A 21,407-nucleotide genomic window follows, 5' to 3' on the forward strand; every position below is an offset into this window, starting at 1 on the left:
CGTGCCGATTTTCGTTGACCATTCAGGGCGTTCGGCCGGGCAGTGGCTGCTGCGACTGCGCGGGCTGATTGTGGCCATCATCATTCTGGTGGTTGCGGTGTTCACCACGCAGTACGCCCAGGGGAAGTTCGCGGACCGGTTCCGGCTCACCATCGACGCGGCCACTCTCGGCGAGGGTCTCACGCCGGGAGCCGAGGTGAAGTTCCGTGGCTTCGCGATCGGCACCGTGCGCAAGGTCGACACGGTCGGCTACGGGCATCAGCGCATCGAACTGGAATTGGACCGCACGCAGGCAGGCGCGCTCACCGACGATGTGTCGGCGCGATTCACCTCGTCGAACATCTTCGGTTCCAGCGCCATCGAATTGGTGAACACCGGCAAGGGTGGTCGGCTGCCGGAGAACACCACCCTGTTCATCGGCGCCAACGCGAGCAATGCCACGGTGTCGAGCGTGTTCCGCAGGGCGGCGCGGTTGACCCAGGTGCTCGATTCGGAGACCGTGCGCGCGCTGTTCGACCTGCTGCTCGACAACACCGCGGCGCTCGGGCCCGCCGTGCAGTCGTTCTTCGCCACCGCGCGGGTGCTCGCCACGAATCAGCGTGCGTCACTTGGCCATTACCTGGATATCGGGGCCGACGTCAGCACCGGCGTCGCGCAGACGACGCCGCCGGTGGTCGATGTGATCCTCGGGGTGCTGGACAACAGCGCCTACTTCGGCACCGCCGAGAACCGGGAGCGGACAAAGCATTCGCTGTCCACCCTGGACACCGCGCTGCTGCTGCCGGTCGCCGATCTGCTGCGCAGGGACAACCCGGATCTGGCCGTGATCATCGGCGGCGTACTGGATCTGGTGGTGCCGATCAGCGCATCCATCGGCACCGTTGCGCCCGCGTACAACCGGCTGCCCGCGCTGCTTGCCCGTATCGACAGTGCGTTTCCGGTGATCGACGGCCGGGTGCAGCTCCAGCTGGAGGTGATCGTGAAGAACATGCCCTACCTTGCGGATTCGATCATCGCGTCCGGGCAGGGGATGCCGCGATGAACAGCGTGACCGCCTCTGGTATCAAGCTCGCCGTCTTCGTCGCGATCGTTGCGGTGTGCTCGGCTTTCGTGGTGGCCGCGCTGAATACGCCGGTGCCGGAGGACAAGGTGTCCTATGACGCTGTCTTCACCGATGTTTCGGGGCTCTACCAGGGTGATGTGGTGCGGATGTCGGGCGTTGCGGTCGGGAAGGTCGACGCGGTCTCGCTGGACGGGACGAACGCGCGGGTCCGGTTCACCGTCGATCGCCAGCGCCCGCTCTACGACACCACCGAAGCCGCAGTGCGATACCAGGATCTGATCGGGCAGCGCTATATCGAGCTGATGGCCGGGCGGCCCGGCGGCGTCCGGCTCGCGGCGGGCGCCACCATTCCGGTGGGCCGCACCATTCCGAGTTTCGATGTGTCCAAGCTTTTCAACGGCTTCAAGCCGTTGTTCGAGACGCTGGACACCGCGCAGCTCAACCAGTTCGGCACGAACATCCTGCGAGTGCTGCAAGGCGACGGCAGTGGCATCGCCCCCGCGCTCGCCGATCTCGACCGGCTGACCAAGCACGCCAAGAGCAGCGAGGCGGTGGTGGTGCTGCTGATCCACAACCTCGGCGAGATATCCCGATCGATCAGCGGAAAGTCCGCGGCGGTCGGCGCTCTCGTCCAGCAGCTCAACGGGGTGCTCAGCCAGTTCGGCAGCCGGACCGCGACCATCATCACCGCCATCGAACAGGCCAATCGCACCATGGTGCCGCTCGTTCCGCTGCTGGACGAGCTGCGGGCCGCCTACGACGACAGCTACCTGCCGTTGGACGGCCTGCTGCGCAGGGTGCTGCCGCAGACCGATCAGCTGGTCGAAATCCTCGCGCTGGTGCCGTCGTTGATCTCGGGGCTCAATCAGAACGTTCCGGCCAGCGGGGTGGCCAAGACGTACTCATGCGCGGACGGTGAGCTCGGGATTCCCGGCATCGGCACCGTCGTCCTCGGCAATCAGAAGCTGGTGGTGTGCAAATGACCGGCGCGACACAACAATTGATCGGGTTGCCCGGCCGGCTGTTCACCGAGCTCAAAGAGCTACGGGCCGCACGAGCCGAGCCGTGGCGCCAATTGCGCTGGGGGATAGCCGGGGTGCTGGTGAGTGTGCTCGGTTTGCTTGCGGCCGCGGTGCTGTACGTGGTGCCGTTCGGGGAGCAGGCGTACACGGCCGACTTCCGCACCTCCGGCGGCGCGCGGGTCGGCGACGAGGTGCGGATCGCGGGCATCAAAGTCGGCCAAGTCCGTTCGGTGGAGTTGGTCGGCGACCACGTCGAGGTGCGGTTCGGCGTGGCCCGTGATGTGCATGTCGGCGCCGAGTCGGCGGTGGAGGTGAAGATGCTGACACCGATCGGCGGGCACTATCTGACGCTGCTGCCGCGCGGCGACAAGGCGCTGGGCGGCAAGCACATTCCGCGCGAACGCACCACCACACCCTTCGAGCTGACCGACATCATCGACCTCGCCACTCCGGTGTTGAGCAAGGTCGACGCGACCACACTGCGGGGCACGATCGCCGAGGTGAACGCCGCGCTTGCCGGGCAGCCCGACGCGGTGCGCTCGATCATCGGCAACTTCAACGACCTGACCGGCGTCCTGGCCGAGCGGTCCGGACAACTGAATTCGGCGCTACGGGTGACCGACGAATACATCGGCGCCATCGCGACCGATCGCGCGGTGCTCGCCGACTTCGTGCGCGAACTCGGCACGATCGCGGTGGTGCTCGGCGAGCGGCGCGTGGAGATCGTCCAAGTCTTCGAGCTGCTGAGACGGCTGTTCGTGATCATTCACCGGCCGGTCATGGCCTACGGCGACTCGCTCGAGCCGTCGGTGGCCGAATTCGAGCAGCTGTTCAACAAACTCGTCCAGGATCCGGGCCGGATCGACACGGTGATCGCGGGGATCAAGGACTTCATCGGGAAGATCTCGGCCATGCTCGGCCCCGACGGGGTGACCGTCGACCACTCCGCCAGCGTGGTGCGCGGTCCGGCGCTGTGCATTCCGTACGAGGGGAGGGCGTGCTGATGAAGCTCTGGGGCAGAACGGGTGTCGTCGTTGCCGTCGCGGCGGTGCTCGCCTCGGTCGCGGTGGTGGTCGGCGTGAGTGGTGCGAGCGTGGTGGACCGAGTGCAACCGGCCAAGCAGCGCCTGTGCGCCGAATTCACCGACACCGTCGGCCTTTACGAGGGCAACAGCGTCACGATGCTCGGCGTCGAGGTCGGCACGGTCGCGCGCATCGAGGCACTGGGCGATCGCATGCGGGTGACGATGCGCATCGACGGGAAGCTCGATCTGCCCGCCGACGTGCAGGCGGTGACCATGTCGAGCTCGATCGTCACCGATCGGCATGTCGAGCTGACCAAGACCTATACCGGCGGCCCGAAATTCGATACCGCACAGTGCGTTCCGCTGGCGCGCACCAGGACGCCGGTCGGCATCAGCGACGCGCTCGACGCGCTCGGACGGCTGTCCGGTGACCTGCTCGGCGGTCAGCAGTCGCCGACACCGGGTGCGCCGACGGACGCGCTGCTCGACCAGACGATCAGCGGCGCGGTGCGGGCGCTGGACGGCACGGGCCCGCAGTGGAACTCCCTGCTGCAGCGGCTGTCTCAGGTGATCGGCGATCCGGCCGATCGGGATGTGGTGCTGCGCAGGCTCGTCGACAACCTCGACGAGCTCACCACCATGTTCATCACCAACTGGCCCGATATGCAGCGGCTGCTCGACAACCTGAAGAACGGCATCGCCCTGGTCGACGGATTCTCCACCGAACTCTCGCGAGCGGTCGATCTCGCGCTGCAGTTCCTGCCGGTGATCGCCCGCAATGTCGGCAAGTACGACCACCAGTCCTTCGAGTTCCTGGACCGGATCATCCCGGAAGTCCACCGGTACGCCGTGCTGGCGGGCAGCATTGTCGATCTGCTCGCGCAGCTGCCGCCGCTGTCCGGGAAGCTGGCCTCGGTGTTCGATCCGGCGACGGGTGCGGCCATGGTGAACTACCGGCCGCCGCGCTACGAGGCGGCGGACGGCAGCCAACCCGGCCTGGTCCAGGTGATTCTCGGCTCGCTGGGGGCGCCGTGAAGCGGCTGATACCGGTGCTCGCCGCGCTGACGCTGCTGTTGACCGGCTGCGGCCTGCGCGCGACGGACGTGCCCATTCCAGGGACGTATCTAGCAGGGGACACCTTCTCGGTCAGGATCGAATTCGGTTCGGTGCTCAACCTGCCCGACCGCGCGAAGGTCATCGCCGAGGGCGTCGAGGTCGGCATGCTCGACCGGATCGAGCTGGTCGGTGACACCGCCGTCGCCACCGTCGATCTGAAATCCGATGTGCGGCTGCCGAAGTCGACCACCGCCGAGCTGCGGCAGAGCACGATCCTCGGCGATATTCACATCGCGCTGCAGGCGCCGCCCGACGCAGGACCACCGTTCCTGGTGAACGGCGACGTCATCACCCGCGCGCACACCGTGCCTGCGGCCAACGTGGAAGACATCCTGCGCGCACTGTCGAACATCGTCACCGGCGGGCGCTTCGGCGAGCTCCAGGAGCTCATCGCCAGCGTCAACGCGGCCTTCCCGACCGACCCGAAAGACCTCGACCGCATCCTGACCGGCGGGCGCAACGCGCTGCACGACCTGTCGACGCACGGCGCCGAGCTGGATCGGATCCTGGCGTCCGCGGCCAGCGTTTCGACCACGCTGGAGGCCAACAAGGCCAACGTCGACCGCACCCTCACGCTCGGGCCGGGCCGCGCCGAGGGCCTGTCCGACGTGCTGTTCGGACTGGTCCAGCTGATCATCGACGGCGGCGAATTGGCCAGGTATGTCGGCGATCTCGCGTTGCCGATCCGCGGCGACATCCACGACATCATCAGCATCCTCACCCCGGCGGCGCTGACCATCGCGCGATCCGACAGCACGATCCCGATGAACGTCGACACCATGAACCGGCTGCTGCGCGAGAAGCTGATCCCGTTTTTCAGTGCGCCGCCGAACATCCGGGTGCAGCGGGTGACACCGGAGGTCGTCGCCACCGACGCGGCGGCCCGCTCGGACCAGATGATCCAGGTGCTGCGGTCGATAGGAATGGTCCGATGAAGCTCTCCGGTCCGGTCTCGCTGGCGCTGCTCCTGGTGATGACGGTGGTGTGCGCGGCGTACCTGGCGGTCGGGGTGCTCGACATCGACCCGCGCCGCAGCACGAATACCGTTACCGTGCTGATGGATTCGTCCGGTGGGCTGATGCCGACCTCGCAGGTCGATCTGCGCGGCATGCGCATCGGGAAGGTGCGCGCCATCACCGCCACCGGCACCGGACTCGCGGTCCGGATCGAGCTGGACGCGAAATACCAGGTCCCGCTGGGTAGTGAGCTGTACATCAGCAACCTGTCGGCGGCGGGCGAGCAGTTCATCGACTTCCGGCCGACCACCACCGCGGGTCCGTATCTCGCCGACGGCAGCGTCGTCCCGGCACACCAGGTGCGGATCGCGACCACGGTCAGCGAGGCGCTTGCCAAGCTGGATGTGCTGAATTCCCAGATAGATCCGGTGAAGATCGAGAAGCTCGCCGCCATCCTGTCGCAGGGGTATGCCGGGCGGGAGCAGGAGATCGCCAACCTCACCCACACGCTGACCATGACGGCCCAGCTGCTGCACGACAAGCGGGACGCGATCACCCGGTTGTACGTGAACGGGCAGCAGCTCGGCGAGAACTTCGACGGGTACGGGCCGGTAATCGGTGACTGGGCCGATGATTTCACCAACGTATTGCCCGATGTGGTGCACCTGATCGAAGGATTCCAGGGCTATTCCTATGCGGGCGAACATGTCTGGGACGAGCCGCTCGGGCCGCTGGTGCAGAAGATCGATCAGTACATCTCGCTGCTCGGCCCTGACCTCTCGCACATCGCCACCGTGCTGAAGCCCGCCACCAGTGCGTTGAAACCTGTTCGGGTGGACGCGGGTTCGATCATCGACCTGCTGTCGGCCACCTTCCCGGAGAGCGGGACCGCCCGCATCACGCTCGCCGTTCCCCAGTAGAGAGTCGAGGACATCATGACCACCGAATCCGTGGCCGAGCCGGTGCCGCAGAGCGAAACCGAGACCGGCACAACGAAGGAGCCGGGAGTCGGGCGCAGCGGGCTCGAATACGTGTTCGGCGGTATCGCGGTGCTGCTGACCGTGCTCGCCATCGCACTCGGCCTGTCCTGGCAGTCCAGCTCCGACGATCTCGCCGCACTGCGGCAGCAGAACGCCGACCGGGACAAGGCCGCAGAGGTGGCCAAGGACTATACGACGCGCTCGCTGACCTACGACCACAAGAACCTGCCCGCCTTCTTCGACGGTGTGCAGCGCGACGCTTCCGACGCACTGCGCAAGCGCTACGACGAGGTGCACGACACCTTGGCGAAGATCATGACCGAGGCCCAGGTGGTCGCCACCGGCCAGGTGCTCGGCACCACGGTGGAAGCGCAAGGCAACGACCAGTATTCGGTCACCGTGTTCGCGACCCAGAAGACGCAGAACATCCAGCAGCCGAATCCGGCGACGGTGCCGAACATCCTGGTGGTGACGGTCGCGAAGCACGGCGACGGTTGGCAGGTCGCGGACTACGGCCCGAAGGGCGAGGCACCTGGACGGTGATGGCGCGTTGGTAGGCTGACGAGCTATTTGCCCCGGTGTCGAGAGGGAGTGCCGTGCCGGACCAGCCCCGCGCGCCGCGTCGCGGCAGGCCGCCGCTCGAAGGGCTGCCGGAACGGCGCAGACAGCAGATCATCGAGTCGGCTTACGCGGTGTTCGTCGAGCGCGGCTACGAGGCGACGGCGATCGCCGATGTGGCGGCGCATGCGGGCATCGGGCAGGGCACGGTGTATCGGTATTTCGCAAGCAAGCGCGAAATCCTGGACCATGTCGTCGATTTCGGTGCCGCGAAGCTCATCACGGCGCTCGAGCCGCACACCTTGATCAGCCGCCCGTCCTCGGTTGCCGAGCTGCTTGCCGCGATCCGGGCGGCGACCGTCCGGTTGTACGCGTTGCTCGAGCAGGAGCCGGAGTTCCTGCGTCTGGTCCATGTGGAGGCGAGCGCGATCGACCGGGAGTTGAGCGATCGCCTGGTCGGCATGGAACTGCTCGTGAGTGCTTTTGTGGCGCACGAGCTTCGGCGCGGCAGCGAGGAGGGCTGGCTGCGCGCCGACATCGACTCCGACGTCATTGCGCACGCGGTGCTCGCGATGGTGGTGCCGGGAGTGCTGCGGGAGATCCGCGGCGAAAACTCGGCGCGGGAGCGCGAACAGACCGCCACCGGAGTGCTCACGATCCTCGAAAAGGCGTTGCGGCCACGCGATCCCGCCGCGGCGGGAGCAGCGCGATGAGCGCGGCCGATCGCAGTGTGAAACGTCGTGCGGAACTGGTCTTCTCGGCCTACGAGCTGTTCGTCGACAAGGGGTACCGGTCTGTCGTCGTCGCCGATATCGTCGCCCGCGCAGGCGTCAGCCACGGCACGTTCTACAACTATTTCGACAACAAGCGCGACATTCTCGACGCCGTCATCGACCACTATTTCGCGCTGATTCGCGACCGGGTCTTCGGCCGCGTCATGGCAGGCCAGCGCCCGCAGTCCCTCGACGAATTCTGTGCACTCGTCGGCCGGATCGTCGATCAGTGCTACGAATTGGTCGAGGACGAACCGGGTTTGGTGACGTTCCTGCTGATCGAGGCGACGTCGATCGACGACCGTGTCACCGAGCGTTCGATCGAGAACCTGCGCGTCTACAGCGACGAGGCCACAAATCGGATCAAGAAGGGCATTGCCCTCGGGTACATAGATCCCACTCTCGACCCGAGGCTCACCGGCGAGGTGCTGCTCTCAGTCCTGTTGTCCGCCACCCTGTCCGCGATTCGCAAGGACGCCAACGGCCTCGACCAGGACCGGGTGCGCACTGCCGTGGTCGGTTTCGTCCGCGCGTCGCTCCAGCCCTAGCGGTGGCCGAAGCGGGCGACGGCTTCGAGGACCGCCGTACGCATCTGCGGGCTGCCGGTATGGCCGGAATCGTCGATGACCTGGAGTTCGGCGTCGGGCCACGCCTTGATGAGCTCCCATGCGGTGGACAGCGGAGAGCTGAGATCGAGGCGGCCATGGATCAAGACGCCGGGGATGCCTGCCAGCTTGTCCGCGTTGTCGAGCAGTTGGTCCTCGGCGAGCCAGGCCGCGTTGGCGAAGAAGTGCGAGCAGATCCGGACGAACGCGAGCATGGCCGCATCGTCCTTGGCGCTGTATTGGCCTGGGCTGCCGAGAGATTCGTGGGAGATGACGGCGTCCTCCCAGGCACACCACGCGCGCATGAGCGCCGTCCTGGTCGCTGGGTCCGGGCTGTTGATCGCCCGGCTGTAGGCGAGGACGATATCGCCGTCGCGCTCGTCCGGTGGCAGTGCGTCACGAAACGCCTCCCACTGCTCCGGCAGGAAACGGGCGACGCCGTTGTAGAGCCAGTCGGTCTCCTCCAGCGTCGTCATCGTGACGCCGACCAGCACGATCTCGGAGACCCGCTCGGGAAACCGTTCGGCATAGGCGAGGATCAGCGTCGACCCCCAAGAACCGCCGTACAGCAGCCACTTGTCGATGCCGAGATGGGTACGCAGCCGCTCCATGTCGGCGATGAGATGCTCGGTGGTGTTGCAGGACAGGTCGACCGCCGGATCCGACGCGTGCGGCAGGCTCTCGCCGCAGCCGCGCTGATCGAACAGCACGATCCGATAGATCGCGGGATCGAAAGTCTTACGCGCCCCGCGCGTTCCGCCGCTGCCCGGACCGCCGTGCACGACGAGTGCCGGCTTGCCCGCCGGGTTGCCGCTGGTCTCCCAATAGATCTGGTTGCCGTCGCCGACGTCGAGCAGGCCCTTGTCGTAGGGCTCGATCGGCGGAAACGGTTCGACGACAGCAGTTTCGGAATTGGTAGTGCTCATCGGAGATCTCCCGGTCTCGGTGAACGGTCCGCCGCCACCGATCCAGCGGATGAACCGGCGCCTCGACACTCACCCTAGCCGCCCACCGGATCCGCACTGATTCTCGGGATCCGCACCGTTTCTGGGCACCCGCAGCGGGTGCGGATCCGCAGAAGGGGTGTGAATCCGGAGAATCAGTGCGGCGGAGGGGAACAGTGTGGTGTCAGGCGGCTGCGGCGGCCGTCACCGGTTCGCGGCTGTGCAGTGACGCCCACAGCGCAGCGGTCGCTGCGGTGCACGCGGCGGCACCACCGACGTGGATCACCACCAATGCCGCAGGCACATCGGTGAAGTATTGGACGATGCCGACCAGGGCCTGCGTACAAACCAGGCCGAGCAGCACGAAGAGGCGCTTGCGCACCGCGGCGGTGATGCCCACCGCAAACAGGCCGAACGCCAACCCGACCAGCAACGCGAGATAGCCGACGAGCAGCTGCGAATGCAGGTGGACCAGCGTGACGATCTCGATCTGCAGCCGTTCCACCTGGCGTTCGATGCTCTTGTCGCCCGCATGCGGGCCGGCTGCGGTGACCAACGTGCCCGCGATCAGCACGCCGGCCAGCGCGACGCCGCTCAGTACGGTGAGCCAGCGCAGCGGCGCTGGAGCCTGCACCGTGTCGACGCCGTCATCTGGTTCGCAGATCTTCGCGTAGAGCACCACGGACAGCCACACCATCAGCATCGAGGCGAGCAGGTGCACCGAAACGGTCCACCACAGCAGGCCGGTGCGCACGGTGATGCCGCCGATGATGCCTTGCAACAACGTGCCGCCCGGCATCAGCCACGCGTAGACCAGCACGGTGCGGCGGCGCCGGGCGCGCGTCACGGCGAGCACGATCAGCGCGGCGAACAGCGACACCACGAAAGTCAGCAACCGGTTGCTGAATTCCACGGTCTGGTGCAGCACCGGCACCTCGGAGACGCCGATCGGGGTGAAGCTGCCCGGGAAGCATTGCGGCCAGGTCGGGCAGCCGAGTCCGGAGGCGGTGACCCGGACGACGGCGCCGGTCACGGCGATGCCCGCCTGCGTGAGGATCACCACGATCGCGGTCAGCCGCTGCACCCGCAGCGAGGGGAGCGGCAGCTTGTCGACGAGTCGCAGGAAGGCCCGATACAGCACGGCACGATGCTAGAGCACGGTCAACTACACGCTGTCGTTGGTACCGGGGTGCCGCTACTCGAGACGGAAGTCGTTGGTACCGGGGTGCCCTACTCGAAACGGAAGAAGCGCGCGGCGAGCACGCCGGACACCAGGCCCCACACCGCGAGCACGGCAATGCCGAACCAGTCGATGCTGGTGCGCATCGCCTCCTCGAGCGTCACCGCCAGCGCGCCCGAAGGCACCAGCCGGGCAAGCACATTCACCGCGCCGGGCAGATCGTCGGTGGCGAACACGATGCTTGCGATGCCGAGCATGACGAACCACAGGATGTTCGCCAGCGCCAGCACGATCTCCGCCTTCAGCGTGCCGCCGAGCAGCAGGCCCATCGCCGCGAACGTCGCGGTGCCGAGCGCGATCACCAGTGCGCCGATGGCGAGCCCGGCGAGGTCGGGCCGCCAGCCGAGCACGACACCGATGACGCCGAGCAGGATCGCTTGCAGCACAACGACGATCAGCACCGCCGCGCTCTTGCCCGCGATGATGCCCCAGCGCGGCAGGGCGGTGGCGCCGAGCCGCTTCAACGCGCCGTAGCGGCGATCGAAGCCGACAGCGATGGCCTGGCCGGTGAACGCGGTCGACATGACGGCGACCATCATCACCGCGGGCACGATCTTGTCCACCCGGTCGTCGCCGAGATCGCCGAACGGCAGCAGGCTGAGCCCGACCAGCAGGGTGATCGGAATGAACATGGTGAGCAGCAGCTGTTCGCCGTTGCGCAGCAACAGGATCAGCTCGAGCCGGGTCTGCGCGAACAGCATCGCGGTGCGCGTGCTCGGCCGCGGGTCGGGGGTGAAGGTGCCGGGCGCGAAGCGGTTGGTGGCCCGGTCTGGTTGCGTCATCATCCGCGGAGGTCCCGTCCGGTGAGTTCCAGGAAGACGTCTTCGAGCCTGCGCTGGTCGATCCGAATGTCGGTGGCGAGCACGTTCACTCGCGCGCACCACGCGGTCACCGTCGCGAGCACCTGCGGGGTGATCTCGCCCTCGACCAGATAGGTGCCCGGGTTCGTCTCGCGCGGCGAGAAACCTTCCGGCAGCGCCGATTTCAGGAGGTCGAGATCGAGTTTCGGTGGGGCGGAGAACCGCAACTGCCCGGCGGCGCCGTGCGCGGTCACCTCGGCGGGGGTGCCGGAGGCGACGATCCGGCCGTGATCGATGATCACCAGCTGGTCGGCGAGCTGCTCGGCCTCGTCCATCAGATGCGTGGTGAGCACGACGGTCACCCCGTCGCGGCGCAGCGCATCGATGAGCTCCCACACGATGAGCCGCGCCTGGGCGTCCAGGCCCGCGGTCGGTTCGTCGAGGAAGACGATCTCCGGCTTGCCGACCAGCGCGCACGCCAACGCGAGCCGCTGTTGCTGGCCGCCGGAGAGCCTGCGGTACGGCGTGCGGCGATTGTCCTGCAGGCCGAGGGTGCGCAGCAGCCAGTCGGGATCAAGCGGGTCGGCCGAATAGGAGGCGACCAGATCGAGCATCTCGCCTGCCCGCGCGCCCGGGTAGGCGCCGCCGCCCTGCAGCATCACGCCGATGCGCGGTCGCAGCCGTTCCGAATCGGCCACCGGGTCGAGCCCGAGCACCCGCACCGAACCGGCGTCGGGGGACAGGAAGCCCTCGCACATCTCGACGGTCGTGGTCTTGCCCGCGCCGTTCGGACCGAGCAGCGCGAGCACCTGCGCCCGTTCCACCTCGAAGCTCACACCGTCGACCGCGCTGATGTCGTCGTAGCGTTTGACGACGCCGTCGATGCGGACAGCGAGTTCCGCGGCTGCAGTCACGAAGCAATACCGTAAGCGGTTGCCCCATGTGACCGGGACGACACCCCAGCCCGATCCCGTTGCCGGGGACCGATCCGCCACGGGCCGATCGGATCGGCGGAAGTCATCAGGCCGCTGCCCCGTGCGCAACAACCTGGCCGGTTGGCTGCGTTTTCGGCGCACGCCATGGCAGCACGTTCCTGGTGAGCACGATGAACAGGACCGTCACGATGACGGTCGCGACCGCGGCGCCGACGATCTGGAACACCTCGAACTCGGCCCCGCGCGGCATCACCACGAGGCTGACGACCGCCGAGAAACTGATCGCGGGGATACGGAACACCGGCTGGGTCGCCCATGCGGCCAGCGGCACGATCGCCCAGAGCAGATACCAAGGCTGCACCACCGGGAAGAACAAGACGATCGCACCGAACGCGACGCCGAGCGCGCCGACCGGATGCAGCCGCCCCATGCTGGTTGCCATCAACATCCGCAGCGTCACGAATCCCGCGGCAACCGCCGCGATCGGGCGCGTGATGAACAGCAGCGCGGTGGTGTGATCACCGAGCCCGAGCAGCACCCCGCCGAACCCGGTGATGATGCCGATCACCGTCGGCAGCGACAACCAGCTGCGCACCGCATTGGCCGTGTTGATGGTGAAGAGCCAGCCGAAGCCGAGCCCACTCGCCGAACTGACGAAAAGTATGGTGACCAAGGCGATTCCGCCGAGCATGGCGGCGGAGATGGCGACGTTGCGCAGGGACAGGCCCCACCGCCGTGCCAATGCCATGCCGACGAAACCGAGCGCGATGATCGCGGTGGCCTTGACCAAACAGCCGAGCGTGATGACGACGGCTCCGCCGAACATCCAGGCATAGGCCCGTCCGTCGAACGGGTGAGTGTCCTCGATGGCCCGCAGGCAGAACTCCAGGCCCGCCAGCATCAGTCCGAGCATCAGCGCGTCGTTGTGCACGCCGCCGATCAGATGGAAGAGCACCAGCGGATTCGCCGCACCGAGCCACAGCGCGGTGACCGGCGCGACGCCGCAGCGCACCGAAAGGCGCGGCAGCGCCCAGACGATCAGCGCGACGCCGGCCAGCGCGAGCAACCGGTGCACCCAGATGCCGAGAACGATGTTGTCGCCGGTGAGTTCGGCGATGCCGCGACCGATCCAGAGGAACAGCGGACCGTACGGCGCAGGCGTCTTCTGCCAGATGGTCGGCACGTTGTTGGTCAGCACATTGTCGATGCCGAGCCCGTCGACCGGACCCTCTTGATACGGGTCGATCCCGCGCGCCGCGATTTCGCTTTGTGCCAGATAGGAATACACGTCGTTGCTGAACAACGGCGGCGCGACGCTGAGCGGGATGATCCAGAGCAGCAGCGTGCGATCGAGCTGGGATCGGGTGAGCCGGTGCAGCGGCGAGCCGCCGATCCGGCCGATGGTGAAGCGGCCGAGCAACAGCCAGGCGAGCACGACGATGACGGTGCCGACCATGCACATGGCGAGCGACCCCGTGTGTGCGCGCGCGAAGATGCCGAGCACCCGGACGCCGGAGGTCGGATTCTGGTGCACCGGCTGCGCGCCGATGCCGAGCGCGCTGATCGCCATCAGCACCGTCCCGGTGGCGCCCATCAGGCGAATCCAGTGGAGTTGGGCCAGCTCCTTGCGGTCGAGGCCCGGCACCTCGGATTCGTCTCTGTGCAACACCGCGATCGTGTGATCGGCGGCAGGCACGTCCAAACCGAGTGCCCGGCGCCCGAATGCCAGTGTTGTGCGCCGCGCGCCTTCCAGTACCGCCACGAGACGAAGCGTAATCGGCATTGCCCGCGCGAGTCCGCCCACAGCCTGTCTACGGGCCTGCTCGTTCCGATCGGCAGCGCCATCGACGGGGGCACAATCAACACATGGTTTCGGAGTCCAGGCGACGGATCGAGGTCGCCGCGTGCGAGTTGCTCGCGCGGCACGGGTATCACGGATTCGGTTTGAAAGCGCTGAGCGAGGCCGCCGGATTGCCGTATGGGTCTATCTACCACCACTTTCCGGGCGGCAAGGAGGAGATCGCGGTCGCGGCGATCACCGGAACCGGCGTGCTGTGCGGGCGGATGATCCGGCAGGCGCCGACGGACGTGTTCGCGACGACGAACACCCTGTTCGAGTTCATGGTCGCCAAGCTCGCGCACTCGGATTGGGCCGACGGCTGCCCGATCGGCACCCCGGGTCTGGACGGCGGCAGCGATGTCGAGGCGGTTCGGGCGGCGTGCGGCACGGCGTTCGACGCGATGGAGCAGGCGTTCGGCGGGTTGCTCGCCGAGTTGGGGTTGTCCGGGCAGGAGGCGGGGGAGTTGGCAACGACGGTGGTCGCCGCTTACGAGGGCGCGACCCTGTTGGCCAGGGTGCGGCGCTCCGAGGAGCCGTTGCACACGGTGGCTCGGGCGATGGAGCGGCTGATCAGGGTGACGTTCGCCGCGGCGAGTCAGGCTCAGGTCCCGGTGGTTGCCGGGGAGGGCGGGCCTTCGGGCACCGGCTCGTCGGATGTCGATACGGGCATGCCGGAGGTCGAATCGGCCGACGTCGAGGCGCGGGTGATCGCGGCAGCGGCCGAGGGTGCTGCCGAAAATATTCCGGATGTGGTTCTCGACCAACGCGATTCACGCGTAACCCTTGACTAGAAAGACCGTTCTACTGAGAATCGGATCATGCAGCGTCTGATGTTGACCGGCCCCGGCGAAATGCGCTGGGAAGAACACCCCGAACCCGAGCTGACCGGGCCGAATCAGGCGCTGGTCCGCCCGATCGCCCTGGCCACCTGCGATATCGATCCTGCGGTCCTGCGCGGCCAGTTCCCGCTGCCAGGCCCGTATCCGTTCGGGCACGAGGGCGTCGCCGAAGTGGTCGCGGTCGGGGACGATGTGCGCACCGTCGCGGTCGGGGATCGCGTCGTTGTCCCGTTCCAAATCTCTTGCGGCACTTGCCGTGCCTGCCTGCGTGGCCGCACCGGCAACTGCACGAGCCACCCTCGGCTGTCCAGCTTCGGGCTCGGTCAGCTCGGCGGGCTCGACTGGGGCGGGCTCTGGGCCGATCTCGTGCTGATCCCGCACGCCGACGCCATGCTGGTGCCGCTGCCCGCCGGTGTCGACCCGGTCGCCGTCGCCAGTGCCAGCGACAACATCCCCGACGGGTATCGCGCCGTCGGCCCGCAGCTCGCCGACAACCCTGGCGCCGAGGTGCTGGTGATCGGCGGCCCGGCGGCGCCCTCGATCGGGCTTTACGCGGCGGGGCTTGCCGTTGCGCTTGGTGCTGCCCGGGTGGTCTACCTGGACGACTCCGTCGAGCGATTGGAGATCGCCAGGTCCCTCGGCGCCGAAGCGATCGAGGGGGCACGCGACACCCGCGTCGGCCGATTCCCGATCACCGTCGAATCCGCCGGTGGCGCAAAGGCTTTGCGCGCCGCGATCGACGCCACCGACTACGACGGCGTCGCCACCAGCGTCAGCGTCCAGCTCGGCGAGGTGCCGCTGCCGATCTTCGACATGTACACCCGCTGCTGCACGTTCCACACCGGTCGCGCGCACGCCCGCCCCGCGATCCCCGTCGTGCTCGATCTGGTTGCCGAGGGCCGCTTCGATCCGTCGCTGGTCACCACGCGCACAGCAACCTGGGACGAGGCCGTCGACGCGCTGCTGGAGACGCCGATCAAGCTGGTCGCCACCCGCTGAGCACCCAGCGAAGGCGGTCGGGCGACCCCATGTGACGTAACGCACTCGGTGCGATGCGCACCGGACAATTTCCGCATCACCGTGCGGCACCTCGGATTTCGTGACGGGTGGTCCGTGATCAGGGGTCTATGCAGGTCATGAGTGGTCTGAAGTCAGGGCACCCTTATTAGATTTCGGGAACGAATTAAGCCACACTGATGTTGTGAAAACCGTGGGTTTGCGGAACAACGATGAGGGAGCTGGTCGCCGGACCAGTGCCGCGTCGTCCGCTGCCCAGGGTGCGGTCGCCGAAGGGCATACCCGCGCCGCCATCGTCCAGCTGCTGCTGGAAGAAGGCCCGATCACCGCGACCGCCATCGGAACCACGCTCGGCCTCGCGCCCGCCGGGGTGCGACGCCACCTCGATGCGCTCATCGACTCCGGTCAGGCCAGGGCGAGCAGATCCGCGCCGTGGCAGCAGAAGGGTCGCGGGCGTCCGGCCAAGCAATACCAGCTCACGGCCGCGGGCCGCGGCCAATTGGGCCACGCCTACGACGACCTGGCCGGTGCGGCGATCCGCCAGCTCGGCGAGATCGGCGGCGAACAAGCCATCGCCGAGTTCGCGCGCAAACGAGCCAGGACTATCGTGGCCGGGATCGTTCCGGTCGAGGAACACACCCCGCAGCAGACCGAGGCCAAGGCCGAGGAGATCGCGGAGGCGTTCACCGAAGCCGGTTTCGCCGCCTCCACCCGCAAGGTGGGGACAGGCGTGCAGATCTGCCAGCACCACTGCCCGGTCGCGCACGTCGCGGAGGAATTCCCGCAGTTGTGCCAGGCGGAACTCGAGGCGTTCCGTGACCTGCTCGGCACCCACGTGCAGCGGCTGGCCACGATCGCCAACGGCGATTGCGCGTGCACGACGCACGTGCCGCTGCTCGTACTGCCGATTACCAAAACTTCACCACAAACCGCGGCACAGCCCGCCGCGGTACGAACGAACGACTCCGGAAGGAGTGCCGAATGACGACAACCACCGACCAGGTGCAACCGCTCACCCAGGAAGAGACCATCGCGTCCCTGGGCAAATACGGTTACGGCTGGGCCGATTCGGACGTGGCCGGAGCGAGCGCGCAACGAGGCCTGTCCGAGGCGGTTGTTCGCGATATCTCGGCCAAGAAGAGCGAACCCGACTGGATGCTCGACATCCGGCTGAAGGCGCTGCGCATCTTCGACCGCAAGCCCATGCCGAACTGGGGCTCCAACCTCGACGGCATCGACTTCGACAACATCAAGTACTTCGTGCGTTCCAGCGAGAAGCAGGCCGCCACCTGGGACGACCTGCCCGAGGACATCAAGAACACCTACGACAAGCTCGGCATCCCGGAAGCGGAGAAGCAGCGCCTGGTCTCCGGTGTCGCCGCGCAGTACGAGTCCGAGGTCGTCTACCACTCGATCCGCGAGGACCTCGAGAAGCAGGGCGTCATCTTCCTCGACACCGACACGGCGTTGAAGGAGCACCCGGAGATCTTCCAGGAGTACTTCGGCTCGGTGATCCCCGCGGGCGACAACAAGTTCTCCGCGCTGAACACCGCGGTGTGGTCCGGTGGCTCGTTCATCTACGTGCCGCCCGGCGTGCACGTCGACATCCCGCTGCAGGCCTACTTCCGGATCAACACCGAGAACATGGGCCAGTTCGAGCGGACGCTGATCATCGTCGACGAGAACGCCTACGTGCACTACGTCGAGGGCTGCACCGCGCCGATCTACAAGTCGGACTCGCTGCACTCCGCGGTCGTCGAGATCATCGTGAAGAAGGGCGGCCGCTGCCGCTACACCACGATCCAGAACTGGTCGAACAACGTCTACAACCTGGTCACCAAGCGGGCCAAGGCCGAGGCGGGCGCGACCATGGAATGGGTCGACGGCAACATCGGCTCCAAGGTCACCATGAAGTACCCGGCGGTCTGGATGACCGGCGAGTACGCCCGCGGTGAGGTGCTCTCGGTGGCGTTCGCCGGCGAGGGCCAGCACCAGGACACCGGCGCCAAGATGCTGCACCTGGCGCCGCACACCTCGTCGAACATCATCAGCAAGTCGGTGGCGCGCGGCGGCGGCCGGGCCTCCTACCGCGGCCTCGTCCAGGTGAACAAGGGCGCGTACGGCTCCAAGTCGACGGTGAAATGCGATGCGCTGCTTGTCGATACAATCAGCCGCTCGGACACCTACCCGTACGTCGACATCCGCGAGGACGACGTGACGATGGGCCACGAGGCGACCGTCTCGAAGGTCTCCGAGGACCAGCTGTTCTACCTGATGAGCCGCGGCATGACCGAGGACGAGGCGATGGCGATGGTGGTGCGCGGCTTCGTCGAGCCCATCGCCAAGGAACTGCCGATGGAATACGCGTTGGAACTGAACCGGCTCATCGAGCTGCAGATGGAAGGAGCCGTCGGCTGATGGCGACAGGTGTCATTGGCGCGGTCGAAGGCGAGAACCCTTCGAAGCCGATTCAGAACCCGGGCGCCGGAGCCGCGATCAACAAGGGCGAGGTCTTCACTTCGTTCGATGTGAACGCCTTCGAGATTCCGTCCGGTCGCGACGAGGAGTGGCGGTTCACCCCGCTGCGCCGGTTGCGTGGGCTGCACGACGGCACTGCCGTGCGTGACGGCCAGGCGAGGGTCGAGGTCAGTCAGGTCGACGGTATCCAGGTGGAGACCGTCGGTCGCGACGACGCGCGACTCGGTGCGGCCGGCACGCCCGCGGATCGGGTTGCGGCGCAGGCGTACTCGGGCTTCGAGCAGGCCACCGTGGTGTCGGTCGCCAAGGAGACCGAGGTCGCCGAACCGGTCGTCGTCACCGTCACCGGCCCGGGTGAAGGCAAAACGGCCTACGGCCACTTGCAGATTCGGCTCGGCAACTTCGCCACCGCCACCGTGGTCATCGACCTGCGCGGCAGCGGAACTTACGCCGAGAACGTGGAATTCGTGCTCGGTGACAGCGCGAAGCTGACCGTCGTCGCAGTCCAGGACTGGGCGGACGACGCCGTGCACGCCACCGCGCACCACGCGCTGCTCGGCCGCGACGCCACGCTGCGGCACATCGCCGTCACGCTCGGCGGCGAGCTGGTTCGCCTCACCGGAACCGTGCGCTACGCGGGCCCCGGCGGCGACGCGGAACTGCTCGGCCTCTACTTCGCCGATGCCGGTCAGCATTTCGAGCAGCGGTTGCTCGTCGACCACTCGCAGCCGAACTGCAAGTCGAACGTGTTGTACAAGGGTGCGCTGCAAGGAGATCCGAGCTCGCCGAAGGGTGATGCGCGGACGGTGTGGGTCGGCGATGTGCTGATCCGCGCGGCCGCCGAAGGCACCGACACCTTCGAGGTGAACCGCAACCTGGTGCTCACCGACGGCGCCCGTGCCGACTCGGTGCCGAACCTCGAGATCGAGACCGGTGAGATCGCCGGTGCCGGACACGCCTCGGCGACCGGACGTTTCGACGACGAGCAGCTGTTCTACCTGCGCGCTCGCGGCATTCCGGAAGAGGTGGCGCGACGCCTGGTCGTGCGCGGCTTCTTCCAGGAGATCATCCAGAAGATCGCGGTCCCCGAGATCCGGGAGCGGCTCGAGTCGGCCATCGAAGCCGAACTCGCCGCTGTCGGCGTCTGAACCCGAACGTACACCCCCACAAAGGAACTCGAATTCGATGACCACCCTGGAAATCAAGGACCTGCACGTCGAGGTTGCCAACCCGGACGAGTCCGGCGAGCCCATCAAGATCCTGAAGGGCGTGAACCTCACCATCAATTCCGGTGAGACGCACGCCATCATGGGTCCGAACGGCTCGGGCAAGTCGACGCTGTCGTACGCGATCGCGGGCCACCCCAAGTACACGGTGACCTCCGGCTCGATCACCCTCGACGGTGAGGACGTCCTCGCGATGTCCGTCGACGAGCGCGCGCGGGCAGGCCTGTTCCTCGCCATGCAGTACCCGGTCGAGGTGCCCGGCGTTTCCACGTCGAACTTCCTGCGTACCGCCGCCACCGCCGTGCGCGGTGAGGCGCCCAAGCTGCGGCACTGGGTCAAGGAAGTCAAGGAGTCGATGGCCGAGCTGGAAATCGACCCTGCCTTCGCCGAGCGCAACGTCAACGAAGGCTTCTCCGGTGGCGAGAAGAAGCGGCACGAGATCCTGCAGCTCGGCCTGCTGAAGCCGAAGATCGCGATCCTGGATGAGACCGACTCGGGTCTCGACGTCGACGCGCTACGCATCGTCTCCGAGGGTGTGAACCGCTACAAGGAGCGCGAAAACGGTGGCGTGCTGCTGATTACGCACTACACCCGGATCCTGCGCTACATCCAGCCGGAATTCGTGCACGTTTTCGTCGGCGGTCGCATCGTCGCCGAGGGCGGCTCGGAGCTGGCCGACGAACTCGACGCCAACGGCTACGTCCGTTTCACTCAGACAGCTACCGCGGGAGCGTGATATGACCGCCACCGTCCACACACTCGACGTGGCCCGCGTGCGGGCCGACTTCCCGATCCTGAGCCGCACGGTTCGGGACGGGAAACCGTTGGTGTACCTGGACTCCGGCGCGACTTCGCAGCGGCCGCTCGCCGTGCTCGACGCGGAACGTCGGTTCCTGACCGAGAGCAACGCGGCGGTGCACCGAGGCGCGCATCAGCTGGCCGAGGAGGCGACCGACGCCTACGAGGCCGCCCGCGCCGACATCGGCCGGTTCGTCGGGGTCGACGCCGGTGAGATCGTGTTCACCAAGAACGCGACCGAATCGCTGAACCTGGTGACCTTCTCGTTCGCCGACGACCGGTTCCCGTACCGCGTCGGTCCCGGCGACGAGATCGTGATCACCGAGATCGAGCACCACGCGAATCTCGTTCCGTGGCAGGAGCTTGCGCGCCGGACCGGCGCGACGGTGAAGTGGTACGGCGTCACCGACGACGGTCGCATCGATCTCGATTCGCTCGAATTGTCGCCTGCCACCAAGGTTGTCGCGTTCACTCACCAGTCCAACGTGACCGGTGCGATCACCGATGTCGCCGAATTGGTCCGCCGCGCAAAGGCGGTCGGCGCGCTGACGGTGCTCGACGCGTGCCAGTCGGTGCCGCACATGCCGGTCGACTTCCGTGCCCTCGGCGTGGACTTCGCCGCGTTCTCCGGGCACAAGATGTTCGGTCCCTCCGGTGTCGGTGTGCTGTACGGGCGCCGCGCGCTGCTCGAGGAGACTCCGCCGTTCATTACCGGCGGCTCGATGATCGAGACCGTGACGATGGAGGGCAGCACCTACGCGCCGCCGCCGCAGCGGTTCGAGGCAGGCGTGCCGATGACCTCGCAGGTGGTCGGATTGGGTGCCGCCGTGCGGTATCTCGAAGCTTTGGACATGGACGCTGTTGCGGCGCACGAGCATTCGTTGGTGTCCGCGGCGCTCGCCGGGCTCGGTGCCATCGACGGCGTGCGGATCGTCGGACCGACGGAGAACATCGATCGCGGCGGTGCGGTGTCGTTCGTGGTGGACGGCATCCACGCCCACGATGTCGGCCAGATCCTCGACGACGAGGGTGTCGCCGTCCGAGTCGGGCACTTCTGCGCGTGGCCGCTGCTGCGCCGGATGGGTGTGCCCGCGGCCGTGCGTGCCTCCTTCGCCGCCTACAACACACTCGACGAGGTGGACGCACTGGTTGCCGCGGTGCGGAAGGCTCAGACCTTCTTCGGGGTTGCATAG

At 67.1% G+C, this 21,407-nt stretch carries 21 protein-coding genes; 16 read left to right on the forward strand and 5 right to left on the reverse strand.

What is annotated here, in order from left to right; all coding sequences use genetic code 11:
* The first annotated feature begins 1 nt into the window (after position 1).
* Genes ACGFNJ_RS26575 through ACGFNJ_RS26615 form a run of 9 tightly spaced genes read left to right on the forward strand, consistent with a single transcriptional unit; the run spans position 2 to position 8,040 of the window.
* Positions 2-1,042: an MlaD family protein gene (locus tag ACGFNJ_RS26575; protein WP_393453514.1), complete on the forward strand. Its 1,041-nt coding sequence runs from the start codon at positions 2-4 to the stop codon at positions 1,040-1,042.
* Complete coding sequence (locus ACGFNJ_RS26580) at positions 1,039-2,046, forward strand: MlaD family protein (RefSeq protein ID WP_393453517.1); 1,008 nt, start codon at positions 1,039-1,041, stop codon at positions 2,044-2,046. The genes ACGFNJ_RS26575 and ACGFNJ_RS26580 overlap by 4 nt, the downstream gene beginning before the upstream one ends.
* Positions 2,043-3,089: an MlaD family protein gene (locus tag ACGFNJ_RS26585; protein WP_393453520.1), complete on the forward strand. Its 1,047-nt coding sequence runs from the start codon at positions 2,043-2,045 to the stop codon at positions 3,087-3,089. The genes ACGFNJ_RS26580 and ACGFNJ_RS26585 overlap by 4 nt, the downstream gene beginning before the upstream one ends.
* On the forward strand, positions 3,089-4,144 hold the full coding sequence (locus tag ACGFNJ_RS26590) for an MCE family protein (protein ID WP_393454182.1): 1,056 nt from the start codon (positions 3,089-3,091) through the stop codon (positions 4,142-4,144). The genes ACGFNJ_RS26585 and ACGFNJ_RS26590 overlap by 1 nt, the downstream gene beginning before the upstream one ends.
* Entirely contained in the window at positions 4,141-5,160 is a 1,020-nt protein-coding gene (locus tag ACGFNJ_RS26595; protein WP_393453524.1) for an MlaD family protein, read from the forward strand. The genes ACGFNJ_RS26590 and ACGFNJ_RS26595 overlap by 4 nt, the downstream gene beginning before the upstream one ends.
* A complete protein-coding gene (locus ACGFNJ_RS26600; protein WP_393453527.1) occupies positions 5,157-6,101 on the forward strand; it encodes an MlaD family protein in 945 nt (314 codons plus the stop codon). Before ACGFNJ_RS26595 ends, ACGFNJ_RS26600 begins: the two co-directional genes overlap by 4 nt.
* Positions 6,102-6,116: 15 nt before the next feature.
* On the forward strand, positions 6,117-6,704 hold the full coding sequence (locus ACGFNJ_RS26605; RefSeq protein ID WP_393453530.1) for a hypothetical protein: 588 nt from the start codon (positions 6,117-6,119) through the stop codon (positions 6,702-6,704).
* Positions 6,705-6,757: 53 nt separating this feature from the next.
* The gene (locus tag ACGFNJ_RS26610; protein ID WP_393453533.1) at positions 6,758-7,432 is read left to right on the forward strand and encodes a TetR/AcrR family transcriptional regulator; all 675 of its coding nucleotides are present in this window, start codon (positions 6,758-6,760) and stop codon (positions 7,430-7,432) included.
* Positions 7,429-8,040 carry a TetR/AcrR family transcriptional regulator gene (locus tag ACGFNJ_RS26615; protein ID WP_393453536.1) on the forward strand — a complete coding sequence of 204 codons (612 nt, stop codon included), beginning with the start codon at positions 7,429-7,431 and terminating at the stop codon, positions 8,038-8,040. The genes ACGFNJ_RS26610 and ACGFNJ_RS26615 overlap by 4 nt, the downstream gene beginning before the upstream one ends.
* On the opposite strand, the gene pip is transcribed toward ACGFNJ_RS26615, so the two are convergent.
* From pip to mptB, 5 genes are all read right to left on the reverse strand, one after another.
* Complete coding sequence (pip, locus tag ACGFNJ_RS26620; protein ID WP_393453539.1) at positions 8,037-9,023, reverse strand: prolyl aminopeptidase; 987 nt, start codon at positions 9,021-9,023, stop codon at positions 8,037-8,039. The genes ACGFNJ_RS26615 and pip overlap by 4 nt on opposite strands.
* Before the next feature lie 202 nt (positions 9,024-9,225).
* A complete protein-coding gene (locus ACGFNJ_RS26625; RefSeq protein ID WP_393453542.1) occupies positions 9,226-10,182 on the reverse strand; it encodes a heme A synthase in 957 nt (318 codons plus the stop codon).
* A gap of 89 nt (positions 10,183-10,271) precedes the next feature.
* Positions 10,272-11,063, reverse strand: coding sequence for an ABC transporter permease (locus ACGFNJ_RS26630; protein WP_393454185.1), 792 nt, complete (start codon positions 11,061-11,063; stop codon positions 10,272-10,274).
* Positions 11,063-11,995, reverse strand: coding sequence for an ABC transporter ATP-binding protein (locus tag ACGFNJ_RS26635; RefSeq protein ID WP_393453545.1), 933 nt, complete (start codon positions 11,993-11,995; stop codon positions 11,063-11,065). The genes ACGFNJ_RS26630 and ACGFNJ_RS26635 overlap by 1 nt, the downstream gene beginning before the upstream one ends.
* A 106-nt stretch (positions 11,996-12,101) precedes the next feature.
* Positions 12,102-13,799, reverse strand: coding sequence for a polyprenol phosphomannose-dependent alpha 1,6 mannosyltransferase MptB (gene mptB, locus ACGFNJ_RS26640; RefSeq protein ID WP_393453548.1), 1,698 nt, complete (start codon positions 13,797-13,799; stop codon positions 12,102-12,104).
* 83 nt (positions 13,800-13,882) lie between these two features.
* Between mptB and ACGFNJ_RS26645 the strand changes: the two genes are divergently transcribed.
* The 7 genes from ACGFNJ_RS26645 (at position 13,883) to ACGFNJ_RS26675 (ending at position 21,407) form a co-directional block, all read left to right on the forward strand.
* Complete coding sequence (locus tag ACGFNJ_RS26645; protein WP_393453551.1) at positions 13,883-14,647, forward strand: TetR/AcrR family transcriptional regulator; 765 nt, start codon at positions 13,883-13,885, stop codon at positions 14,645-14,647.
* A gap of 27 nt (positions 14,648-14,674) precedes the next feature.
* A complete protein-coding gene (locus ACGFNJ_RS26650) occupies positions 14,675-15,694 on the forward strand; it encodes a zinc-binding dehydrogenase (protein WP_393453554.1) in 1,020 nt (339 codons plus the stop codon).
* A 202-nt stretch (positions 15,695-15,896) separates the two neighbouring features.
* Positions 15,897-16,697, forward strand: a complete 801-nt coding sequence (locus tag ACGFNJ_RS26655; protein WP_393453557.1) for a helix-turn-helix transcriptional regulator — start codon at positions 15,897-15,899, stop codon at positions 16,695-16,697.
* Complete coding sequence (gene sufB, locus ACGFNJ_RS26660) at positions 16,694-18,130, forward strand: Fe-S cluster assembly protein SufB (protein ID WP_393453560.1); 1,437 nt, start codon at positions 16,694-16,696, stop codon at positions 18,128-18,130. The genes ACGFNJ_RS26655 and sufB overlap by 4 nt, the downstream gene beginning before the upstream one ends.
* Positions 18,130-19,338 carry a Fe-S cluster assembly protein SufD gene (gene sufD / locus ACGFNJ_RS26665; protein WP_393453563.1) on the forward strand — a complete coding sequence of 403 codons (1,209 nt, stop codon included), beginning with the start codon at positions 18,130-18,132 and terminating at the stop codon, positions 19,336-19,338. The genes sufB and sufD overlap by 1 nt, the downstream gene beginning before the upstream one ends.
* 37 nt (positions 19,339-19,375) lie before the next feature.
* Positions 19,376-20,152, forward strand: coding sequence for a Fe-S cluster assembly ATPase SufC (gene sufC, locus ACGFNJ_RS26670; RefSeq protein WP_069165193.1), 777 nt, complete (start codon positions 19,376-19,378; stop codon positions 20,150-20,152).
* Position 20,153: 1 nt separating this feature from the next.
* Positions 20,154-21,407, forward strand: a complete 1,254-nt coding sequence (locus ACGFNJ_RS26675) for a cysteine desulfurase (protein WP_393453567.1) — start codon at positions 20,154-20,156, stop codon at positions 21,405-21,407.

Origin of the sequence: Nocardia sp. NPDC049149, from assembly GCF_043197455.1 — a bacterium.
Taxonomy (GTDB): domain Bacteria; phylum Actinomycetota; class Actinomycetes; order Mycobacteriales; family Mycobacteriaceae; genus Nocardia.